We start from the raw sequence: 20,926 nt of genomic DNA, 5'->3' as shown, positions 1-20,926 counted from the left end.
TTAGTTGTCAATGTGTAAAATGTAAACCCTTGTAACCGTAGCTCCTACGCCGGTTATAACCATGCCGGCCGTCTTAAGCCTGTCAAGCATTGCCGCATCGAGCGTCAGCACGATGTCGTTTCCGTCGAGCTTGTACCATACGGGATCTTTCGAGCCGGTTAGGTCGAGCCATTTGCCTCGGTTTATCCGGAACGACAGTTGTGGTGTTGTGTCGGGCAGCAGCTTTTCGTAGCTTATCACGATACAGTCGCTTTCGGTGCATTTCCGGAACGGTTCGGCAGTGAAACGCAGGTTGCCGCTCCAGTCGGCAGGAAACTCCTTTTCGCCATGGAACAGTTCGCCTGGCTGCAGCTCATATTCGCGTGGCGCGCGCTGCGCTGTACTTATGTCTTCGTCACGTGTTCCCGTAAATGAGACTACAGCTATTTTCTCCAGTCTGTAGCCTTTGCCGCCTACACGCATGCTTATTCCGTCGGCCCCTGCCAACTGCAGTTTGATAAGTTGTGACTGTTCGGTGATCGGGTATGTGAAGCCGTCTTGGCCTACAGGCATGCCGTCAAGTCCTGCGTCCATCGTGTTCCACGTGAAGTCCATTATCTTCGCCGCGGCGCCTTCTTCGACACGGCTTACCTTGAAATGGAGCACGTCGCCTACCTTGACACCATCGAAACAACTCTTCTGTATGGCTGCACTTGCGCTCCAATCGTCTTTCATCAAGACTGATGGACCTCGGTATACCACCTTTTCGACCATCTCTGCTGCCGGAATGTGGGTAACCCTTAGAATACGGTAGTCATGGCCTCCGATGGCAAGTCCTCGTTGCTTTATCCTGTCGAGGATGTCTTGAGTGACCTTCATGCGGAACGGGCCCGAAATGCCGAAGTATGAGTATTCTGGGGCTACGCCCTTCCAGTCGGCCGGGTCTTGGAACGCGCCTTGCGCACCGCCTTTTACGTTGTCAACATAAACTGTGATAATGTCGCCCACGCCTGTTACCGCGAACTGTTCAGGCTGTATTACGATATTGTCTTTCCATCCCGGGCCGATTGTTTTCGGTCCCAGCAGGATAGTGCGCTCGGCAGCCGTTATGCCGATGGCCGTGAAGAGGCATGCCATGAGCGCTGCCATTATTTTAAGTTGCTTCATAATACCTTGTTGTTTTTGGTGAGGACATATTTGTATGTTTTGTCAAGCATAGGCTTGAATGCTGTCCGGTCGATTACGGTACCGCTGTTGAATGCGTCGGTCCACCATTCCTTGCCCGCGAACTTGTGTTCCTGGCTTTGTCCTGCGTTGTAGCTGTAGTCGTACCATGTCATGAACCAGCACCAGCGTGAGCCTTCGTTCCATATCTCGCTCCACGGGGCCATTTTCACTTCATCGCCGTTGCCGCATTCGGCAAGCGCCACGATTTTACCCGGATATTTGGCCGAAAGTGCGTCATACTCTTTTTTCAGGGGATATTCCAGTGCGGCATAGTTGTCGCGTGCCACTACGTCGACGTATTCGTCGCCGGGATACCATGCGCTGTCGGCAACGTAAGCGTTGCACAGGTCGTCGAAACCGGCCTGTGATGTCCATACCCAAATCAGGTTGTTAAGCTTGTGGTGGTTGACAAGCCTGTCATACATAAGGCGCCACAGCTTCTTGAAAGGGCCGGCGCCCTTGGCGCCCCACCAGAACCATGCCTGGCCGCCTTCATACTCGTAAGTGTTGCCGGCGGCTTCGTGCAGCGGTCGCCAGATGACGGGTATGCCGGCTTCCTGCATTTTGCCGAGATACTTGGCTATCTGGTCTATGTCCTTGATTACCTGCTTGTATTCATCAGAGTTGGTGTCGTCTATCCTTGAGATGTCGAAGCTTGTCTGTCCGGGCTCGGTTCCCGGGGTGCAGGTTTGGCTCGTGCCGTCGTTGGCAGTCATGTTCCAGTGCCACATACAGCCTACCAGCCCGCCTTGCTTCCACCAGCTCTCTACTGTAGATATGTCGCTGTAGTCGAGCCAGCCGTTAGGGTTTACATCTTTTGAACTGCGGAAGTTGATGAAGTCAAACACGTTCATCACCGGCCATTTCCCCGTCCATTCGTACACGTTTTCGGCCTCCTTGATGTTCCAGTCGACGTTGGCTACTGTGGCCGACAGGGCCTGCTTGCCGTACACGTCCCACAGAACCTGGTACACTTTACGTGCCTCTTCGGTTGCGCCGGGGTTGCAAAGTTTGTGTTGCGCGCCAGCCCCTATTGATAAAATGAGCATGCCGGCAAGGCAGGCAACCCTTAGTATCAGGCATCGGGCATTGCGGTTTTTCTGTCTGTTAGAAAGTAAATAGTAGGTCATTTTTTTTGATTAAAGTTCCTTGGTCTTTTAGATTAACATTGCAAAAATATGAAAAGAACATTAACGGGAAAAGGTTTTTATTTCCAATTTTCGGCCTTTGTCATAATAGTATCATCATCTGATAAAATATGCGAAGCACGCCACGGCCTTTGGTGTGAAAATAGGTTTGCATTCATGATAATAAAGTTTTACACAATGTTTTTGGTCCATGTTTAAATGGCCGGCGGCAGCGAGAAGTGAAGGTTGCGGCCTGCTGTTTCTTTCCGCCGTGTTATTTATAATGTATCAGTGTGCCGTTTGGCTGACTGGATGCTGCTGACGTCATGCAGCCTATTGGCTGTCGGGCGTTTTACATGGTGGTATAGCGGTTGTCGTTCGCGGTGTATGGGCTTGCGAAAGACCGTCTTTTGCCTTCCCGAAGGCCGTCTTTTACAACACGAAAGACGGCCTTTTGTTTTGAAAGCAAACATGGGCTGTTATGTTATAATCACGACTTTTTGCCACGCCTGACGGCGTTGAACGTAAGCGGATAAGGCTTTTTTGCTTACGGTTTTTGCAGTGCCGACGTCACGGCAGTCGTAGCCAGTGTTGCCGTTGCAGGCAGAGGCGTTACGGATAAGGCGCGTCTTGGCTGCCTCGTGCAATCGTGGCGCATGGCAAATAAATGTATAGAAATGCAAAAAAATATTTTGTGTTTCATAATAAAAGATATAATTTTGCAGCCGTTTTTTATACGCATACGAACGTTTCAGGATACAAAAATGCAACAGGAAAGTAATGAAAACATCCACGAGGCGCTGAAAGATACCGCCATGTTCCTTGCCGAATACGCATCAACATTGATGGCCGTAGGGGCGCAGACGTCACGAATCCAGCTCAACACGGTGCGCATAGCGCGCTCGTTCGGCTACAAGGTCAACCTGCTTATTTTCCCAAAGACGCTGAGCATTACCTTGCTTGACAACGAGAACAGCCACACTTATACCTACATCAAGAAGACACCCGCCATACCGCTGAACTTCAAGATAAACATGAAGTTGTCCGAGCTGTCGTGGCAGGCCTTTGACGAGAAACTGCCGCTGAAGGAGCTTTGGCGCCGCTTCAAGTCAATCGTGATGGAGAAACGCGAGAGCCGCTGGACGGTATTGCTGCTCGTCTCGTTCGCAAACGCATGTTTCTGCCGCCTGTTTGACGGCAATCTGACTTCTATGGCCATAGTGTGGGTGGCTACGTTCGTCGGCTTTTACATCCGCCAGGAGCTGACACGGCGGGGGCTCAACCAGTTGGCCGTGTTTGTCATCTGCGCCTTCGTGTCGACAATGATAGGCGTTTCGGATTTCGTTTATTTCCATGGCGGCACCGAGGACATGTCCCTCGGAACGTCAATGCTGTACCTTGTGCCTGGAGTTCCGCTCATTAACGGCGTGATGGATATCGTTGACCACCACGTGCTTGACGGCATAGCCCGTCTTGCCAATGCGTGCCTGCTTATCATCTGCATAGCCATTGGCCTCTCGGCAACGGTCGTTATATTCGATATAGACCCGACCACGTTTACCAAGGTGGTGCGTCCCGACGTGGTGCGTGCCGCCATTGCCGACGGACTGTTTGCCGCCGTGGCCGGTGTTGGCTTCGCCATCATCAGCAATCCGCCGCGCAAGGCCCTGCTCATCTGTGCCCTGCTGGCATGCGTCGGCCATGGCATTCGCTATTTTCTCATGCACAATCAGGGCATAATGCTCGACCAGGTGACGGCCTCTACCATTGCGGGCTTCGTCATAGGCCTGCTCTCTGTTCCGTTCGCCATGCGCATACACTGCCCCGCAGAGTGCTTCGCCTTTCCGTCGTTACTGCCGATGGTGCCCGGCATGTTTGCCTACAAGGCTGTACGCGACCTTATTAATATAGTGCGTCTGCCCGGTGAATATACGATGGAATATGTCACGAGGTTCTTTTCAAACTCGTCACTTACCGTATTGGTCATGTTCGGAATGGTGGTAGGTTGTATAATACCGATATTCATTTTCCACCGCCATTCGTTCTCGGTGACGAGAAAATAATATAATGACGGATTAAAGACAAGGGTGGATAATTCGTAAGTGTTGTATAAACGAATTATCCACCCTTGTCGTTAATGCCTTTTGACTATTGGGCGTGCGTAAACAGGCAGCGTTTAATCAGTCTTTTGAAATCTTGCGTATCTTCACCACTTTATATACGCTTTTATACGATTTTGCAAAGCCTTCGTTTGATTTACCCATGTCAACAACCTCAAGTTCGGCATGGACAGGAGTTCCGCTTTTCACGCCTTCGGTCAATCTGTCGTATTCTTCGGCCAGTTTTCCTGATTTGTCCGTAATCCAATAAGCCTCGTCCTCTCCCTCTGGTGTGAACGAACGCGTCTCGTGCGCAAATATCAATGTTCCCTTGGTTATGAAACTGTTGCGCTTGGCTGGCGTCAGTTTTGTCATAGGTATGCTTTTCCTTGCTTTCCGTCCGCCGTTGCGGGCATATCTCAATGTCATTTCGTCTCTTCTCAATATAAGGCTGTCTTCCGTCAGGTTGTCCACGACGAGCGTGTCGGTAAACGCGAAGGTTGTGCCGTTGCCTATGCTTTTTCCGGAAAGTATAAGATGGTTGCCGTCCTGTTTCCAGCTATCGTACAGGAGGGTAGCCATGTTGATTGACGAGGCTTTGCCGTTGTCCTCCAGCTTGAATCCTTGCAGCCTGTTCTCCATCCCGGGTATTGGCTCCAGCCATGTACCTTCTATCTTTGCCTGTCCGTTACAAGATAAGGAATACCCTGACAGGCATATAGCGGCAAATATTCCTAACCAACAATTGTTTTTTGTTTTCATGTCAATATGTTTTTTATTATGGGGTAGTGTTCTCATTTTGTATCTTCATCCTCCTCCAAAGCCATTTGGGGATAAGTCTCCACGCAGAAACAAGCATTCTGTAACGCATGTCGATAACCTTGACATGGCGTTTGGAGTATATGGCCCTGACAATGGAGCGTGCCACCCGTGTCTTGTCCATCAGCATTGGATAATGCCTGCTGCCGGCAAGCAGGTCGGTATCAACGAAGCCCGGGCGAATGTCGGTAAAGCGTATGGGTAATCCACGCATGTAGGCAAGCTGCTCAAGAGCTTGTATGTAAGTGTTCTGGAACGCTTTTGTGGCGCTGTATGAAGGCGCAGCGCCAAGTCCTTTGGTGCCTGCGATTGACGATATTACGGCAATGTGTCCGCCGGAGTGGGCCGCCATGTAGTTGAACATGGTATCTATCATGGCCGTGAATCCTCTTGAATTGACATCAATAGTTGCCAGTTCGATGTTTGTGTCGAGTCTGCTGTTTTGCTTTCCGATACCCGAAGAATACAGGAACAGGTCTACTCCGCCCATCCGTTCCGCCAATGACAACAGCCTTTCGGCGGCGTCAGGAGCCGTAACATCTATTTTCATGACCTCGACTCGGTCTGGGCATGAGGCTTTTATCTCCTCCAACAGCGACTCGCGCCTTGCCGCTATGCCGATTTTCCAGCCGTCGGATAGCAGTATGTTGCAAACCTCGCGCCCCATGCCTGAAGAGGCGCCTACGATTATTGCGTGTTTCATAAGTGCGAAAATACTAATATTTGGCGATATGGTAAAACTTTGGCTGTTTTTTCAGACAAAATAAAATAAAATCCGTATCTTTGTACACAAAACAAAAATAACCGGTTATAATATGAAAGACTTTTTTAAGTATATGTCAGCCACGGTAGTCGGTCTGATAGTTTTTTCGCTTATCACGGGCGTAATAGGAGTAATGTGCGTAGTTGGCATGATTGCCTCCGAGAGTTCAGCAAAGGACGTCAGCGACAATACGGTAATGGTATTGAAACTGTCGGGCATGCTTAACGAACGTTCAGAAGAAACATTCATGAGCCAGTTTGGTGGAAATGATACCGGCGTAATAGGTCTCGATGATGTGCTTAGCGCAATAGACAAGGCTAAGAATAACGATAAAATAAAGGGCATATATATAGAGGCGGGAATGATGGCGGCCGACTCTTATGCTTCGCTTGCCGCTGTACGCAATGCTCTTCTCGACTTCAAGAAGAGCGGGAAATGGATAATCGCCTATGGTGATGTTTATACCCAAGGTAATTACTATGTGGCATCTGTGGCAGACAAGGTGTACCTTAATCCCAGCGGACAGATAGACTGGCATGGCATTTCGTCGCAGCCTATCTTCCTGAAAGACCTTATGGCCAAGTTCGGAGTAAAGATGCAGTTGGCAAAAGTGGGAACGTACAAGAGTGCGCCGGAGATGTTCACTGCTGACAAGATGAGTGATGCCAACCGTGAACAGGTTACTGCTTACGTTAACGGAATATGGCAGAATGTGTGCAAAGGAGTGTCGGAGAGTCGCAAGATAAGTGTTCAAACACTTAATTCTTATGCCGACAACTTCATTACTTTGGCTGATCCTAAGGATTACGTGAAGTATAAATTGGCAGACAAGCTCATATATAGCGACGAAATCAAGACGGAAATAAACAAGTTGTTGAAGAAAGATGCTGACGCTGATGTCAATACCGTGAGCCTTGCCGAAATGAAACAGGTTAAGAACAAGGAGAGAAAAGGTGACGAAATCGCCGTGTATTACGCTTATGGCGACATCGTTGACTCAAGTGCAGGTGATGTGTTTTCGGAAGAACATAACATCGTAGGAAAGACCGTATGTGACGACCTGAAGGACCTGATGGAGGATGACGATGTCAAGGCAGTGGTGTTGCGCATTAATTCCGGCGGTGGAAGCGCCTATGCGTCTGAGCAGATATGGCATTATGTAGAGCTGTTGAAAAAGAAGAAACCGGTAGTTGTTTCGATGGGTGGCATGGCCGCTTCAGGCGGATATTATATAAGTAGCGGCGCTAACTGGATAGTGGCTGAGCCTACTACGCTTACTGGAAGTATTGGCATATTCGGCATGTTCCCTGATTTCAGCGGTTTGCTCACACAGAAGTTAGGCGTCAAGTTTGATGAAGTGAAAACCAACCGCCACAGCGCTTTCGGCACTCCTGCACGTCCGTTTAATGAAGAGGAGATGAATTACCTTAACAAGTATATCGACAGAGGTTACAATTTGTTCCGTGCACGTGTTGCCCAAGGACGTAAGATGAATGTGGCCGAAGTGGAGAAAATAGCTCAAGGCCATGTATGGTTGGGGCAGGATGCATTGAAAATAAAACTCGTTGACGAGCTTGGAGGTCTTGACAAGGCTGTAGCAAAGGCTGCCCAGCTGGCAAAATTAAAGGAATACCATACGTCTGCTTATCCGGGCAAGTCCGATTGGTTAGACAAATTTATGAACTCAATGTCTGGAGGCAGTTACGTAAATGCGCAAATGCGCCAGGCTCTGGGAGAGTATTATGAGCCGTTTATAATGATGAAAAATATTCAGAACCAGTCTGCAATACAGGCCCGTGTGCCGTTTGTCGTAAATATAAAATAATACTGTAAGGCTTTCGGATATGGCTGTTATGGCATAATAAAGCCCTTTATCTGTACGCAGTATCTGCTGTTTTATCCTTTAATACATGGAAGGCGACTTCATAAAAATCAACGAGTGGATGCTTCCGCTGAGCTGGCTTTACGGGCTTGGCGTAAGGTTTCGTAACCAGTTGTTTGAGCTTGGCATACTGAAAAGCCGGAGTTTTAACATCCCGGTGATATCCGTCGGCAATATAACTGTAGGCGGTTCAGGCAAGACTCCACACGTTGAGTATCTTGTCCGCTTGTTAAAGGACAGCGCTAAAGTGGCTGTCCTGAGCCGTGGGTATAAACGGAAGAGTAGGGGATACGTACTTGCCGGAGATGGTACAGAAATGAAGGATATTGGGGACGAGCCATTCCAGATGAAGACGAAGTTTCCAGAAGTGCATGTGGCCGTTGACAAGAACCGATGTCATGGCATTGAAAGGATTGTAGGCGATGAACAGACTAAAGACACCGATGTGGTTTTGCTTGATGATGCTTTCCAACATAGGTACGTAAAGCCGGGAATCAACATCCTGCTTGTTGACTATCACAGGTTGATAATATATGACAAGCTGTTGCCTGCCGGGCGTCTTAGGGAACCGCAAAGCGGCAAGGCACGGGCAGACATCGTCATTGTTACAAAGTGTCCTAAGGATCTTAAGCCGATGGAATATAGGGTTATCATCAAGGCGATGAACCTTTTTCCTTATCAGCAGTTGTATTTTACAACGTTTGAATATGAGGCTCTTCATCCTGTTTTTTGCGGTGAGGATAGAAGCTTGGACAGTTTGGACAAGAATGAGAACGTATTGTTGCTTACTGGAATTGCGTCGCCCAAACAGATGATTTATGACCTGAAGGAATATTCGGATAATATAACACCGCTGACGTTTCCTGACCACCATCAGTTCAGGAAGAAGGACATTGAACTTATTAACGAAATGTTTGGAGGCTTGCCCTCACCTAAAATAATTATTACAACAGAAAAAGACAATGCTCGACTGTCTTGTATGAAAGGTCTGTCTGACGAGGTCAGGAATAGTATTTTCACGCTGCCTGTCAGGGTGAAGTTCATGCTTGGACAAGAAGAGGAGTTTAACAATAAAATCATCGGTTATGTACAAAAAAATTCAAAAAACAGCATCCTGGTTAAAAGAAAGGATGACAACAAGTCCAAAAACGGCAATAATACTGGGCACAGGCCTGGGACAATTAGCTTCAGAAATAACTGACAGTTATGAATTCCCTTATACTGAGATACCTAATTTTCCTGTATCTACGGTAGAAGGACACGCCGGAAAGCTGATATTCGGAAAGCTTGGCGGTGTTGATATCATGGCTATGGAGGGGCGTTTCCATTTCTATGAGGGATATAGCATGAAGCAGGTTACGTTCCCGATACGAGTGATGTACGAGCTGGGAATTAAGACCCTGTTTGTAAGCAATGCTTCCGGAGGCATGAATCCGGATTTCAAGATCGGTGACTTGATGATTATTACCGACCATATCAACCTGTTCCCGAAACATCCGTTACGTGGAAAGAATTTCCCGACGGGACCGCGATTCCCTGACATGCACGAGGCTTATGACAAGAAACTGATAGCCGAAGCTGATGCTATAGCTAAGGAGAAAGGTATACGTGTCGTTCATGGCGTATACGTTGGAGTGCAAGGACCAACATTCGAGACTCCGGCTGAGTATAAAATGTATCACCGCCTCGGCGGCGATGCAGTGGGAATGAGTACCGTGCCGGAGGTTATCGTTGCGCATCATTGCGGTATTAAGACTTTCGGTATAAGTATCATTACTGACCTCGGGCTTGAAGACCAGCCTGTGGAGGTAAGTCATGAGGAGGTGCAGATAGCGGCTAATAAGGCACAGCCTATAATGACCGAAATCATGAGAGAGATGATTAAAAGAAACGCTTAAACCTTGAATAACAAAATGAAAAGGGGCAAATAGTTGTATATACGTAAGATGTATAACGGATTGTGTATTACGACAGACAATCCGGATGCATTAAATCTGTGGATAAGTTGTTCACGATTGCGTGTTTACTATTTGCCCCTTTTCGGCTTTTATTAATTACAGACAATGACAGATATTGCGAAACTTGGAGAGTTTGGCTTGATACATCATCTTACAGATGACCTGAAAGTCAAGAACGCTTCAACCAAATACGGTGTCGGGGATGACTGCGCCGTGATGCATTATCCTAATACAGAAGTGCTTGTCACTACCGATATGCTTATGGAGGGGGTACATTTTGACCTTACTTACATAGATCTTGAACATCTCGGTTACAAGTCGGCAATGGTAAATATTAGCGATATATTTGCCATGAACGGTACACCTCGCCAGATGATTGTAAGCATAGCCTTGAGCAAGCGTTTCGCTGTTGAGGACATGGAGCAGTTTTATAGCGGCTTGCGAATGGCCTGCGATAAATGGAACGTGGACATTGTAGGTGGCGATACGACTTCGTCTTATACAGGCCTTGCCATCAGTATAACATGTATCGGTGAATGTTCGGAGGAGCAAATTGTCTATCGTAACGGGGCAAAAGACACCGACCTTATTTGTGTTTCAGGCGATTTAGGCGCGGCGTATATGGGTCTGCAGTTGCTTGAACGCGAGAAATCCGTTTACTATCAGCAGGTTGACGAGGCAAGGAAAAAGAATGACAAGCAAGCTTTAGAGGCTCTATCTAATTTCCAGCCGGACTTTGCGGGTAAGGAATACTTGTTGCAACGCCAGCTTAAGCCCGAAGCCCGTGGCGATGTTTTGAAGCAGTTGCGCGACTTGAACATACGCCCTACGTCAATGATGGATATCAGTGACGGACTAAGCAGCGAACTGATGCATATCTGCGAGCAGAGTAAGTGTGGCTGCAGAATATATGAAAAAAACATCCCTATAGATTATCAGACAGCGGTTATGGCCGAAGAGATGAACATGAATGTTACTACATGCGCATTGAACGGAGGTGAGGATTATGAATTGTTGTTTACGGTACCTATAGGCGATCATGACAAGATTGAACGGCTTGAAGATGTCAAACTCATAGGACATATTACAAAGAGCGAGTTTGGTAAAATACTCGTAACGCGTGACAATGCCGAGTTTGAGCTTAAAGCTCAAGGCTGGAATCCGTTAAAAGATTAGGATGAAGTTTACGATATGTTGTTGGCCACATCAAGATATGATGTGGCCAATTTTTTATGTAAAGCATGATGAATGGCATGTTTTTGCGTTATTTTGTAATAAAAAGGACTGGTTCAGAGTGTGGTTAATTCGAAAAAGAAGTTAAAATGCCGCTTTTTTATTTGTCAAAATGCCGCTACTGAAAATTATTTTACTACCTTTGCACACGCAAAAGCGATAATGATGGTGCCATAGCTCAGTTGGTAGAGCAAAGGACTGAAAATCCTTGTGTCCCCGGTTCGATTCCTGGTGGTACCACTTTCAAAACTTTGTAAAACGTTGTGACTGAAATAGTTGCAACGTTTTTTGTTTCATCTCGGTAAAACATAGGTAAAACACTATTTATATTATTTACATAAACACCTGATTATCAATTATTTACACTTGCAAAGATAAAACTTTTTTCGTAACTTTGCAATATAATTTGATGTAATTATTGGTACGGAAACAAATATTAGTGTAATGACTAACAAATTAGACGATTACTTTTATATTTGTTGTATTTATGGAAACAATTAAGCAAAATATGAAAGGTACAAACACAAAACAAAGACATATTTATTGTTTGGAAGGTAACTGGAACAAACATCCGCATTGTAAACAAAGCATAAAACCGATGTTGGATTTGCTATTTACTTTTTCCAAGACCAAATACATTTACCGCAAATGTCCCACAAAAGAGGATTTTATAAAGGGGTTGCAAGCGTTCACGCAAAAACGATACTCAAACTACACCTTTTTATACATAGCGTATCATGGACGTAAAAACCGCATTTATTTTGGAAAAGAGTATATCACACTAAAAGAGATTGCAGATATATTAGAGGGCAAATTAAACGGCAAAATTGTACACATTGGCAGTTGTTCAACCCTAAACACAACGGAAAGGAACATCAAAGACTTTATAAACCGCACTGGATGCTCCCTAATTTCAGGATATAAAAAAGATATACCGTATATAGAAAGCAGTGCTTTTGAATTGCTATATTTTAATGTGCTAAATAAATACCGAACTTATACTACAATTAAAAAGAACATCATTAACAAGTACTCAACATTAGTAAATACTCTTAAATTTACAATATTCTGATATTATACTCCTCTATTCTATTTCAATATATTGGAGTATGGAAAATTTACATTCACCTATATTTTAGAAATAGCTGTTTCAAATTTAGATTTCAATTCAGTTTCCAGTCCACCTTTCGGAAGTAAGGACATTCTTTTTAGCAATTCATTTGTTCTACGCTTTTCTTTGCGATATTCAGCTTCGCCAAAATAAAATTTTAAGCATTGCAGATAATACCCGTACTTATCGGATACTGCAAAGATATGTCTTTTCATATCATCTTCCAAACAACCCGTATAATCCAATGTGTTATCGAAAATGATTTTATCAAAAACTCTTTTCAATAAACGCTTAAAACGCGTATAATGCAATGGACTTAATAAATTCTGCCCTGTAACATTTGTAAAACCCAAACTTTTTAATTGCTTACGTGATAACTTTATCTCGTAACGCAATAAATTATTGGGAATTTCGGCACGCTCTTTTTTAGATATATGACTTTTCTGAGCTTCAAATGTCTTATCGTAAAATTTTATTACATATTCAGAAAAAACACATTTACATCCTTTAAATTTACTTGTCCCTTTTAGCGGTGACATTAAAATAAACGGATGCGATTTATAAGAATGTATTATATTAAGATAATGGGCAACGTCTTTATCTAACTGTATATTTATCCCCAACTCTATGCTGGTGACAATAAATTGTTTTAATGGTATTCCAATATAATCAGATAATTCGCATAGCGCATCCTTGGCTTCTTTATATGTAAACATGGAAAAATTGTTTCCTTTTACATATTTATGTAGGGAGCCACTCAATTCTAATCTTTTATTTTTATAAAAGACTTTTAAGTTCTTTATTTGTGAAGAATATACCCAACTTTTATCCCAACTTTCTCCATATGCTAATAAATGAAGACGTTTCTCAACCTCGTCAAACTCAACATTTTCTATATAGATTTTTATACGGTCTATCATTGCACGGTTATCTATATTTTTAATGGCAAAGGTACAAAATATAGAACGTTATTATAATCTATTTACACCAAAAATAAGACTTTTATTTGAAAGAGGCAAAATTGCTATTGTATTGGTTTAGCATTAGTTCCTTTTGGCAAAAACCAAGCCACGGATTTTATTTTTTATCGTGTGCTTTATATTTACAAGACGTTCGATTTGTTATCTCATTAAAAATAACTAACTTTGTAACCGAATAAGGGAGCAAGCTCTCTTTTCAAGACATACAGCCTAATTCGTCTCGAAATCACCACCTCGAAAAAGAATGATGGCTATTATCCAGTATTTAGGCAAATCCTGCGCACAACGCAGGGTCTTAGCCTATACTGGATATGGTTTGTGGTGAACCACGAGACGATAGGCGACGGCTCTGCGTTTTTTTTCGCCCATTCCGTTGTCGTTTTACAGATTATTGTTGAACTAAATAAAATGTAAAATGGGGAAAAGACCTTTAAAATCAATCCTTTGGGCGATGTTGTTCGCCACCATCAGCCAATTCTGTCTTGCACAGAACAATGTACCGAGTACGCCCGAAGAAAAACGTGCAGCATTCCTTACTCCTAAATACTACACCAAATTTTTGGGAGCATCGTTTTTCACTATTGCTACGATAGAAAAAGAGTTTGACGTTGAGCCTGTGCAGATTGTCGGACTAACTTTCTTTTATGATTTCGGGACTTGCTTTGTCGGAATGGAAGCTCTTGAAAACGGTGTCGTTGTACAGATGACATTGCGTTTGTTTGCGGATGCGGCCACAGACTTCATACAAAAGGCAGTTGATTATGGTTATAAGTACGTGGATAAAGGCAAGGACGTTAATGTCCGTTCCAATACGGGTAAACCACTGCCTGACGTTTACGGCGCAAATGTAAAACGATACCGCAAAACAACAAAAAACGGAAACGTCTATATGGAAGTTTCAAACAGCAAGAGATACGCCAACGAATATGAAATAGCCATTTATAGGGCAAAATAAATGTTGATATGAAAAACTTTCTTTTTTGAATAGACTAAAATCCATATTGATATAAGCTCAAATGGGAACAAAAAAATCTTTATCGAAGACCTACGTAATATCTTGGTATGGTCCGTTTCACAGTATAGAGGAAACGAAAGATTGGTTATGTCAGAATGACAACATAGATTGCCGTTTATATTTAGTACAGGGAAAGAAACCCAACGCTAAAAATTACTCATACTATTGCGGCCAAACGACAAGGACTGTCCCTGAAAGATTTAATGACAAAGACCACCATATAAGAGAAATTCCAAATAAAAGAAATATTTGGATAGGTGCTTTGGGGAACCGCTATAATAAAGAAGATATAGACATTGCTGAGAATATGTTTATTCATCTACTTTCAATCGAAACAAACGAACAATGTATAAACGACCGTAAAAGAGATTTCCATTCCCTTGATTGTAATGTGTTTTTTGTAAGCAAGTGGAACAACCCTAAACGTCATTGTCAGCCAGAATGTTCCATTAAACTTCTACTTCCAGAAGTGGTGGTATATTTTACCGATACGGACGAAGTAAAAACAGCCAAAAAGCTACGTTATTTATAGTTACTATTTCAAAGTTTCGTCCGACAAATCCACGAGTATATCAAAATGTAACATTGTTTGTAGATGTTTGTTAGGCATTAAATTCACAAAATAAATTAGTTATCATAATAACGATAAAAAACATCTCACCTTATAATCCATTTCTAAATTTAAGCGAACTACCGCAAATAGCTATAACTCTATTTCTACTTAATGGGGGAGGGTAAATCCTTTTTTCTTGTCATTTTACCTTTTCCTCCTATGCCACTTAGCTGTCTGCAAAATTAAGTATATTTTTACACAACCGCATTTTTACCCCATTTTCTCTTATTTGGTATACCCAAATTGTTATGGTGAATATACAGCGTTTCCCCATAATAAAAGGACTTCACGCATATTTCCCTACTCAATATAACTTGCCCATCTGAACACAAAAAAATTAGTTCCTTTGGAATTGCTTTTTGGAATTGGGTATAGTTATATAAAAAAACAAGAGGACATAACAATACGTCCTCCCATTGCAGTTATTACAGTTACGATTATAATTTCACCAAACACTTTCTTATAAGTTCGTTCACTCTATCTTTTTGATAAGAACAACAATTACTCTGCTTCAAGAACTCGACCACATCTGCCACACGATAGCGAATTACCTTTGGGCTAACTTTGTAATACATCAGTTTCCCTTCGGAACGGTAATTTTGCAATGTACGCTTGCTTACTCTTAATATTGTGGCAACATCTTCAGAAGTAAGAAACAAGTTTGAATTATCCATGATACAATTTGTTTAGGCAATTTACAACTTCGTCCTTTTTACTATCCACAACCTTTGCGTAAATTTGTGTTACTTTTATATCACTATGGCCAAGCATTTCTTTTATTACGGGCAAAGGTATATCACTTGTAAGCAATGCCGTTGCATACGAATGTCGTCCGACATGAGTGGAAATGTTCTTTTCTATACCAACTTTTTCTGCAATTTTTTTCAGTTGTTTGTTTATAATTGCAGTTGCGGAACTAATAGCGTTCAACGCATCTTGTGCGTTTACTTCTTCCACATCCACTTTCAAGATATTAAATACATACTTATTTGGTAATACCTGTCCTCCGTTATTCTCAACGACCGCACGTCTTTTGTCCAACACAGACCTTACAAAGTCATTCATCGGAACAACCAGCGTTTTTTCCGTCTTACGCATACGGATTGATATTTTGCCACTGGTTACATTCTTCCATTTTAATGTAAGTATGTCTGATATTCTAAAGCCTGTATAACATTCAAACAAAAATAATTCCCGTGCATCATATAACGGACTTTGCAGCTTTAATTTCAAATCTTGAATTTTACGGATTTCGTCTATTCCCAAATACGTTCTCTCTGTCTGTTCTCTCTTGAATTTTATTTTTCTGAACGGGTTGCCCGTTTCATCCAAATCGTAATTGCGGTAAATATCCCCTACCAGTTTTGCCAATACCTTTAAATTGACGGTGGTGGTATTCCTATTGTTACCGACATTGTTCATCAAGTAATTCTCATACGCTTCAATAAAATCCAATGATATTGATTTTATTGGTAAATTTCCCTTGCCGACATAAAGACGCAATTTCTTTATTACTGATTTGTATTTCTTGTATGTGGCGTGCTTTTGGTTCTTACGCAGGTTTTCAATATATCTATCGGCATACTCAAACAAATCAAATGAAAATCTGTCGTTAATTTTGTTCCTGATAGTTTCTATACTTACGGAGCCGTCATTTAAAGCCAGCATACAAGTCTCTTTCTCCAATTCGGCTTTCCGCTGCGAGATTATGGCATTTAACGCCGTTGCGTTGGGATGATGTTTTCCTACGCATTGCCCTTTTTCATCCCAATAGTTTGGTGAAACGTGCAGCAATGTCTTGTAAGTGACCTTCCTGTCTTTGGTGATACGTAAACACACTGGTGCTTCATTTGTGGATTTCGATAGCTTCTCCCGTCTGATTACAACTTTGAATTTTGCTACGGTCATTTCTACTTTTATTTAATTCGGTTCGACATTCGTTTTTGCTTGTAAGTCACGGGGTAAAACATTGGTAAAACATTTCGCCTCGTTTTCTGCGAATAATGGAAATAAGAACGAAAGTTCCAAATCACAGATAGTCGGACAAGTAACTGAAAATCAGCAACCAAATTATTTTAGTTAAAAAATGCAGGAAAATGGGAGCAACCTGTATTAGAACTGGTGGTACCACCCAAGAAACTCCGAAGTACTTAGTAATCAAGTGTTTCGGAGTTTTTCTATTTACCGTAAACCGAGAAGTTACCTATAAAGTTACCTATGAGTTGTGCGGTTGAATGTTTATAAACGCACTTAAACTACTTTGATTAAATGCCATTAAACGAATGCTTTTAATCATCAATTTGATGAAAGGTTGGATTAAATCCGCATCTTCAATGGCAGAGACTGCTTCCCCTCTGGTATCTGTATAGTTACGATTCAAAACCATCAGGTCTTTCTGGAAATTCCTTTCTCGTCCATCTCGACCATTTTGTAATTTCCCAAATGTAGAATGATACAATGACACTTTGACATTATTGAACTTTTGACCTTTTCCATGAGAAGTTGAGTTGCATAATCCGTCAAACATGGGTTTCTCGTGAACACGACTTTTATAACCAATAAATCATAGAACCATGAACCAACACATTGAGTTGTCGCATTACCTATGTATCAAACTACTCACAAACATTGAACTTCGGATTGCAGGGTGTTTGTTAGAGGAAACCCAATACTCAAAGCATTTCGAGCATTATAATTGTATTATTCCCAAACCAAGAGTCCCTAACATCATGGGAAGTTAGAACATTGGTAACTTTTCCTTTGGCTTCGGATTGAAGATTCTGCCTTAAACAGACCTGTCTGGATATGTTTTCGGAATGCAGGATTTGCCAAGCAAGTTGTACTTTTGTGGCCACAAAATCCGTTTTGCCCACAAAAGCTATTTGCCGATTGCTGTTGCAACGGAGCGATAAATCGCAGTTCGCGAAGCAAAAAACAGGCATTTTGCACTTCGATTTCTATTGCTTCAATCTCAGTTTTTTACAGTCACAAAATCGCAAAAGACAAAAATTATGGAACAGCAAACAGGATTGAATAAGGGAGGCCGCCCCAAAGCCGTAAAGGACAAGGCTCAGACAAAGATCATATCCACGCGGCTTACGCTGGCCGAGTGGAAAACGATCATGAAAAGGATAACCGATGCCGGCAAGAAACCGTCGCACTTCCTGCGCGAACTACCGTTGCACGGCAAAGTCGTGGCGGCACGGACACAGGAGGACAGACGGCAAATCAGAATGCTGGAGGGTGGATGCAACAACCTGAACCAACCGGCAAAGATGGCACATCAACAAGGCTTTCCGAGAACCAAAGGAAAAATCACCGACTTGCTGGACGAGTTCAACAAAATCATCGCGGATATATGATGGGCGACTTGAAGAAACGGGCGAGCTTCGCCAAGCTGGTGAACTACGTGAACAACCCGAAGAAAGCGCGACTTATCGACAACAAGGATGTGCGTCTTGATGGCAACGCAGCCATTGCAAGAAGTATGCAAGGACAGGCTGATGACAAGCCGAGGCGCAGGCTGAAAAATCCGACATACCACACTTCGCTGGACTTCGCCCACGAGGACATGCCCAAGCTGACGGATGGACTGATGGCCGAAATCGCCCGTGAGTACATGAAGCGCATGGGAATTGTGGACACTCAATACATTGTATGCCGTCACACCAACAGGGAACACCAGCACTTGCACATCGTGGCCAACAGGGTTGACAATGACGGAAACACCATCAGCGATCGGAACGATGCCATACGCAACGTGGGGGTGTGCAAGGCTCTCACGAGGGAATACAACCTGCATTTCTCCAAAAGCAAGGTGAATGTGAAACGTGACCGTCTGCGCGGCAAGGACAAGGTGAAATACCAAATCCGTGATGCCGTCAAAGCGGCCTTGCCCCGTTGTAACAGTTGGTCGGAATTGTGCGACAGGCTGGCCAAGCAAGGCAGCGGGGTGAACTTCAAGTTCAACAGGCGTAACGCGCAATATAATCGGAGTGTCATTCACGAAAGATGAAATATTGTTCAGCAGCTCACGGAAAGACCGCAGTGTGGGCTTTTACAAAATAGACAGGCTGTTGGGTGGAAATATCTGCGACGGCTTGCGTTGGCAAGCGACCGTTAACGTTGGCGAGCCAAACCTTGCGACCGCAAGCGTTATCTGTCATGACAGTACATCTGTATTGTGGAATGCTGTGACAATCATTGAACATGGCGAGACATCGGCAAACCCGGAATGCAGCGAATATTTCAATGAAACGGACGGAAGCATAGTCCGTGTAACTGTTGATATGCTCATTGAGTTGTATGTTCAGCCGCACCAAGCCAAAGTGTGATCCGGTGGAGGCGGTGGAGGAAACGACAGCGACAAGGAAAAGGACAAGTACAAGCCAAGAAAGATTAGAAGATGAAAGACGAAATGCAAAACCTGACAGACCTAATCGGGGAATTGGCGGAGGACATCGAGGAAATCAAGACCACTGTGAAATCAAAGGATACCTCGGACATGGACGAGGCATTGAAAAGGCTGGAAGTGAAGCTGGAGCCGTGCATCTGTTTCTCTGGCGGCAGCACGGCGGACAACATCAATGACATTTTCAGGAGCAAGGAAGCCATCGCCGCCTACCGGAAATCTCTGATTGATGAAGTAGGGGCAAGCCTGCTGGCGAATATGGATGCCAACGAGCAGGACAAACTCAAATGTGGATACCTACAAGGTACGGCATCCTGCTAGACATCCGTAATATGCTGGCCGGGCATATAGAAGAAAGCCGACGAATTTCAGGTAACGGACAAAAGAGCCAACCGCTGACAAGAGGATTCTTATTCCTCCAAAAATACAATGCAATATCCAAGCGGATAAAAGCACTCTGGCACAAAATCCCCGAGGCTGGTACAAGAACCCTTATTTACGGGCAGCCATTATCTGCACTCTCGTATTCTTCGTGCTGTCTGCCGCCAGTTGGGTGCAATGGCACGAATACCGTGAGGGGAACAGACGACTGAGGACGGTCGCTGACAAGCACAAAGTAACCACCGTCATGATTAGAGAACTTTACCCGGAGCTTGCCGTGCCCGTTGGGGCATACGAGAAGCTGGTGGAAACTGTCGGATTGGATTTCATGTTGGCGGTATTCCACAGGCAGCTTGAAAAGATGAAAAGTGAAGAAAGCGAGAAAGGCAATTAAAAATTATAATGAATAATGATGGACCGCTGATGTGGAAGATGTGTAGAAACATCCTCACATTTTATGAAAATGAAATCTTTTGATAATCATTCCAACTACTCAAATAACCACTGTTCTTGTTCAGATATAACTTAACTTTCCCAGTATTGCCAAAGGAATTCTTGCTTATTATAATTTCAAACAGATTATGCAAATCATTTCCATATTCATCGCAAAACACTCCGAAGTATTCAGGTCTGTGAACCATCAGTACGACGTCAGCAAGTTCTTCTATGAAGCAAGAACCACGTAAGTCTGACAGTTGAGGTATTTTTCCGTCTACTCCCTCACGGTGTTCCAAATTACGGTTAAGCTCTGATATTGCTATGACTATTATCTGCAATTCGACAGCCAGTTTCTTCAGCAAAAAACAAATTTTGCCAATAGTGTCGTTGGCGTCAAAACCCTCATTATAAGCTATGAACTGAAGATAATCCACATAGACTACTTTTATGTCGTTTTGTCGGACAAACTGTTTGAGGTCGCCTGTGAGTGCATCAATTGTGAGATCTTGATTGAAATACAGGAAAAACGGTGACGCCGTTAATTCGGATAGCGGTGATTTCTCAGCATCGTATTGTGATGATGATGGATTACCTGAAGTGTCGCCAGCAATGGACAATGCCCTTGACAAAAGTTGCTGCTCATTCTGGCAAGTTGAAACATAAGCCACAGGGACACCACCAATGGCCTTTTTAACCGCCATATTAAGTGCAAAAGTCGTCTTACCCATTGCTGGACGGCCACCGATAACGACAAATTCTCCGGGTATGAGTCCTCCGACAATATTGTCTATATCTTTAAAGTCTGTGTTTATTGCAACTGAGTTAATAACATCTTTATCATTATAAGTTCTGTTTATAAATTCTTTTATATGTGCGATTTTATCCATATA

The 20,926-nt window shown here is 43.5% G+C and carries 20 protein-coding genes, 1 tRNA gene and 1 pseudogene; 13 read left to right on the top strand and 9 right to left on the bottom strand.

The genetic code is table 11. From position 1 onward, the window contains the following. Positions 1–1,146, bottom strand: coding sequence for a hypothetical protein (locus H6A34_RS03350; RefSeq protein ID WP_021947159.1), 1,146 nt, complete (start codon positions 1,144–1,146; stop codon positions 1–3). Further along, the gene (locus H6A34_RS03345; RefSeq protein ID WP_021947158.1) at positions 1,143–2,336 is read right to left on the bottom strand and encodes a glycosyl hydrolase; all 1,194 of its coding nucleotides are present in this window, start codon (positions 2,334–2,336) and stop codon (positions 1,143–1,145) included. Before H6A34_RS03345 ends, H6A34_RS03350 begins: the two co-directional genes overlap by 4 nt. A 761-nt stretch (positions 2,337–3,097) precedes the next feature. Here H6A34_RS03345 and H6A34_RS03340 point away from each other — a divergent pair. Next, positions 3,098–4,396 (top strand): threonine/serine exporter family protein, encoded by a 1,299-nt coding sequence (locus H6A34_RS03340; RefSeq protein WP_205103452.1) that lies wholly within the window; start codon positions 3,098–3,100, stop codon positions 4,394–4,396. A gap of 117 nt (positions 4,397–4,513) precedes the next feature. Here H6A34_RS03340 and H6A34_RS03335 read toward each other — a convergent pair whose 3' ends face one another. Together H6A34_RS03335 and H6A34_RS03330 are read right to left on the bottom strand one after the other, a co-directional pair. After that, on the bottom strand, positions 4,514–5,194 hold the full coding sequence (locus H6A34_RS03335; RefSeq protein WP_205103450.1) for a lipocalin-like domain-containing protein: 681 nt from the start codon (positions 5,192–5,194) through the stop codon (positions 4,514–4,516). Positions 5,195–5,210: 16 nt separating this feature from the next. Continuing rightward, complete coding sequence (locus H6A34_RS03330) at positions 5,211–5,954, bottom strand: SDR family NAD(P)-dependent oxidoreductase (RefSeq protein ID WP_205103449.1); 744 nt, start codon at positions 5,952–5,954, stop codon at positions 5,211–5,213. Positions 5,955–6,066: 112 nt separating this feature from the next. On the opposite strand from H6A34_RS03330, the gene sppA reads away from it, so the two are divergent. From sppA to H6A34_RS03300, 6 genes are all read left to right on the top strand, one after another. Next, positions 6,067–7,839, top strand: a complete 1,773-nt coding sequence (gene sppA / locus H6A34_RS03325; RefSeq protein WP_205103448.1) for a signal peptide peptidase SppA — start codon at positions 6,067–6,069, stop codon at positions 7,837–7,839. A gap of 85 nt (positions 7,840–7,924) precedes the next feature. After that, entirely contained in the window at positions 7,925–9,097 is a 1,173-nt protein-coding gene (lpxK, locus tag H6A34_RS03320) for a tetraacyldisaccharide 4'-kinase (protein WP_205103447.1), read from the top strand. After that, positions 8,982–9,794, top strand: a complete 813-nt coding sequence (locus H6A34_RS03315) for a purine-nucleoside phosphorylase (protein ID WP_205103446.1) — start codon at positions 8,982–8,984, stop codon at positions 9,792–9,794. Before lpxK ends, H6A34_RS03315 begins: the two co-directional genes overlap by 116 nt. Positions 9,795–9,959: 165 nt before the next feature. After that, positions 9,960–11,030, top strand: coding sequence for a thiamine-phosphate kinase (thiL, locus tag H6A34_RS03310; RefSeq protein WP_021947151.1), 1,071 nt, complete (start codon positions 9,960–9,962; stop codon positions 11,028–11,030). 224 nt (positions 11,031–11,254) lie between these two features. Further along, positions 11,255–11,327: transfer RNA gene (locus tag H6A34_RS03305), tRNA-Phe, on the top strand. A gap of 247 nt (positions 11,328–11,574) precedes the next feature. After that, positions 11,575–12,159 carry a DUF6642 family protein gene (locus tag H6A34_RS03300; protein ID WP_239480740.1) on the top strand — a complete coding sequence of 195 codons (585 nt, stop codon included), beginning with the start codon at positions 11,575–11,577 and terminating at the stop codon, positions 12,157–12,159. Positions 12,160–12,215: 56 nt separating this feature from the next. Here H6A34_RS03300 and H6A34_RS03295 read toward each other — a convergent pair whose 3' ends face one another. Next, on the bottom strand, positions 12,216–13,118 hold the full coding sequence (locus H6A34_RS03295) for a phage/plasmid replication domain-containing protein (protein ID WP_205103445.1): 903 nt from the start codon (positions 13,116–13,118) through the stop codon (positions 12,216–12,218). A gap of 475 nt (positions 13,119–13,593) precedes the next feature. Between H6A34_RS03295 and H6A34_RS03290 the strand changes: the two genes are divergently transcribed. Beyond that, positions 13,594–14,133 (top strand): hypothetical protein, encoded by a 540-nt coding sequence (locus tag H6A34_RS03290; protein WP_205103443.1) that lies wholly within the window; start codon positions 13,594–13,596, stop codon positions 14,131–14,133. Between the two features lie 61 nt (positions 14,134–14,194). After that, entirely contained in the window at positions 14,195–14,725 is a 531-nt protein-coding gene (locus H6A34_RS03285) for a hypothetical protein (RefSeq protein ID WP_205103441.1), read from the top strand. Positions 14,726–15,243: 518 nt separating this feature from the next. Here H6A34_RS03285 and H6A34_RS03280 read toward each other — a convergent pair. From H6A34_RS03280 to H6A34_RS03270, 3 genes are all read right to left on the bottom strand, one after another. After that, positions 15,244–15,480, bottom strand: coding sequence for a helix-turn-helix domain-containing protein (locus H6A34_RS03280; RefSeq protein ID WP_205103439.1), 237 nt, complete (start codon positions 15,478–15,480; stop codon positions 15,244–15,246). Then, the gene (locus H6A34_RS03275) at positions 15,473–16,714 is read right to left on the bottom strand and encodes a site-specific integrase (RefSeq protein WP_205103436.1); all 1,242 of its coding nucleotides are present in this window, start codon (positions 16,712–16,714) and stop codon (positions 15,473–15,475) included. The genes H6A34_RS03280 and H6A34_RS03275 overlap by 8 nt, the downstream gene beginning before the upstream one ends. A gap of 307 nt (positions 16,715–17,021) precedes the next feature. Next, the gene (locus H6A34_RS03270) at positions 17,022–17,333 is read right to left on the bottom strand and encodes a hypothetical protein (RefSeq protein WP_205103434.1); all 312 of its coding nucleotides are present in this window, start codon (positions 17,331–17,333) and stop codon (positions 17,022–17,024) included. Positions 17,334–17,817: 484 nt separating this feature from the next. Between H6A34_RS03270 and H6A34_RS03265 the strand changes: the two genes are divergently transcribed. The 4 genes and pseudogenes from H6A34_RS03265 (at position 17,818) to H6A34_RS14900 (ending at position 19,992) form a co-directional block, all read left to right on the top strand. Then, a complete protein-coding gene (locus H6A34_RS03265) occupies positions 17,818–18,168 on the top strand; it encodes a plasmid mobilization protein (protein WP_205103432.1) in 351 nt (116 codons plus the stop codon). Next, a pseudogene (locus H6A34_RS03260) lies at positions 18,165–19,215 on the top strand (relaxase/mobilization nuclease domain-containing protein). Before H6A34_RS03265 ends, H6A34_RS03260 begins: the two are co-directional and overlap by 4 nt. Then, a complete protein-coding gene (locus tag H6A34_RS14905) occupies positions 19,212–19,538 on the top strand; it encodes a hypothetical protein (RefSeq protein ID WP_239480739.1) in 327 nt (108 codons plus the stop codon). The pseudogene H6A34_RS03260 and the gene H6A34_RS14905 overlap by 4 nt, the downstream one beginning before the upstream one ends. A 307-nt stretch (positions 19,539–19,845) precedes the next feature. After that, complete coding sequence (locus H6A34_RS14900; protein ID WP_239480738.1) at positions 19,846–19,992, top strand: hypothetical protein; 147 nt, start codon at positions 19,846–19,848, stop codon at positions 19,990–19,992. 61 nt (positions 19,993–20,053) lie between these two features. Here the strand turns inward: H6A34_RS14900 and H6A34_RS03250 are convergent, their stop codons facing one another. Further along, positions 20,054–20,923, bottom strand: a complete 870-nt coding sequence (locus tag H6A34_RS03250; protein WP_205103430.1) for a DnaB-like helicase C-terminal domain-containing protein — start codon at positions 20,921–20,923, stop codon at positions 20,054–20,056. Positions 20,924–20,926: the final 3 nt, after the last annotated feature.

Source organism: Marseilla massiliensis (assembly GCF_016899855.1).
Classification (GTDB): Bacteria; Bacteroidota; Bacteroidia; order Bacteroidales; family Bacteroidaceae; genus Prevotella.
The sequence above is the reverse complement of the archived record's forward strand: the minus strand, read 5'-3'. Positions and strand labels throughout refer to the sequence as shown.

Bases quoted from the DNA above. Each gene is read 5' to 3' on its own strand.
- H6A34_RS03350 (WP_021947159.1), bottom strand. From the start codon at position 1,146: ATGAAGCAACTTAAAATAATGGCAGCGCTCATGGCATGCCTCTTCACG.
- H6A34_RS03345 (WP_021947158.1), bottom strand. From the start codon at position 2,336: ATGACCTACTATTTACTTTCTAACAGACAGAAAAACCGCAATGCCCGA.
- H6A34_RS03340 (WP_205103452.1), top strand. From the start codon at position 3,098: ATGCAACAGGAAAGTAATGAAAACATCCACGAGGCGCTGAAAGATACC.
- H6A34_RS03335 (WP_205103450.1), bottom strand. From the start codon at position 5,194: ATGAAAACAAAAAACAATTGTTGGTTAGGAATATTTGCCGCTATATGC.
- H6A34_RS03330 (WP_205103449.1), bottom strand. From the start codon at position 5,954: ATGAAACACGCAATAATCGTAGGCGCCTCTTCAGGCATGGGGCGCGAG.
- sppA (WP_205103448.1), top strand. From the start codon at position 6,067: ATGAAAGACTTTTTTAAGTATATGTCAGCCACGGTAGTCGGTCTGATA.
- lpxK (WP_205103447.1), top strand. From the start codon at position 7,925: ATGGAAGGCGACTTCATAAAAATCAACGAGTGGATGCTTCCGCTGAGC.
- H6A34_RS03315 (WP_205103446.1), top strand. From the start codon at position 8,982: ATGTACAAAAAAATTCAAAAAACAGCATCCTGGTTAAAAGAAAGGATG.
- thiL (WP_021947151.1), top strand. From the start codon at position 9,960: ATGACAGATATTGCGAAACTTGGAGAGTTTGGCTTGATACATCATCTT.
- H6A34_RS03300 (WP_239480740.1), top strand. From the start codon at position 11,575: ATGGAAACAATTAAGCAAAATATGAAAGGTACAAACACAAAACAAAGA.
- H6A34_RS03295 (WP_205103445.1), bottom strand. From the start codon at position 13,118: ATGATAGACCGTATAAAAATCTATATAGAAAATGTTGAGTTTGACGAG.
- H6A34_RS03290 (WP_205103443.1), top strand. From the start codon at position 13,594: ATGGGGAAAAGACCTTTAAAATCAATCCTTTGGGCGATGTTGTTCGCC.
- H6A34_RS03285 (WP_205103441.1), top strand. From the start codon at position 14,195: ATGGGAACAAAAAAATCTTTATCGAAGACCTACGTAATATCTTGGTAT.
- H6A34_RS03280 (WP_205103439.1), bottom strand. From the start codon at position 15,480: ATGGATAATTCAAACTTGTTTCTTACTTCTGAAGATGTTGCCACAATA.
- H6A34_RS03275 (WP_205103436.1), bottom strand. From the start codon at position 16,714: ATGACCGTAGCAAAATTCAAAGTTGTAATCAGACGGGAGAAGCTATCG.
- H6A34_RS03270 (WP_205103434.1), bottom strand. From the start codon at position 17,333: ATGTTTGACGGATTATGCAACTCAACTTCTCATGGAAAAGGTCAAAAG.
- H6A34_RS03265 (WP_205103432.1), top strand. From the start codon at position 17,818: ATGGAACAGCAAACAGGATTGAATAAGGGAGGCCGCCCCAAAGCCGTA.
- H6A34_RS14905 (WP_239480739.1), top strand. From the start codon at position 19,212: ATGAAAGACGAAATGCAAAACCTGACAGACCTAATCGGGGAATTGGCG.
- H6A34_RS14900 (WP_239480738.1), top strand. From the start codon at position 19,846: ATGATTAGAGAACTTTACCCGGAGCTTGCCGTGCCCGTTGGGGCATAC.
- H6A34_RS03250 (WP_205103430.1), bottom strand. From the start codon at position 20,923: ATGGATAAAATCGCACATATAAAAGAATTTATAAACAGAACTTATAAT.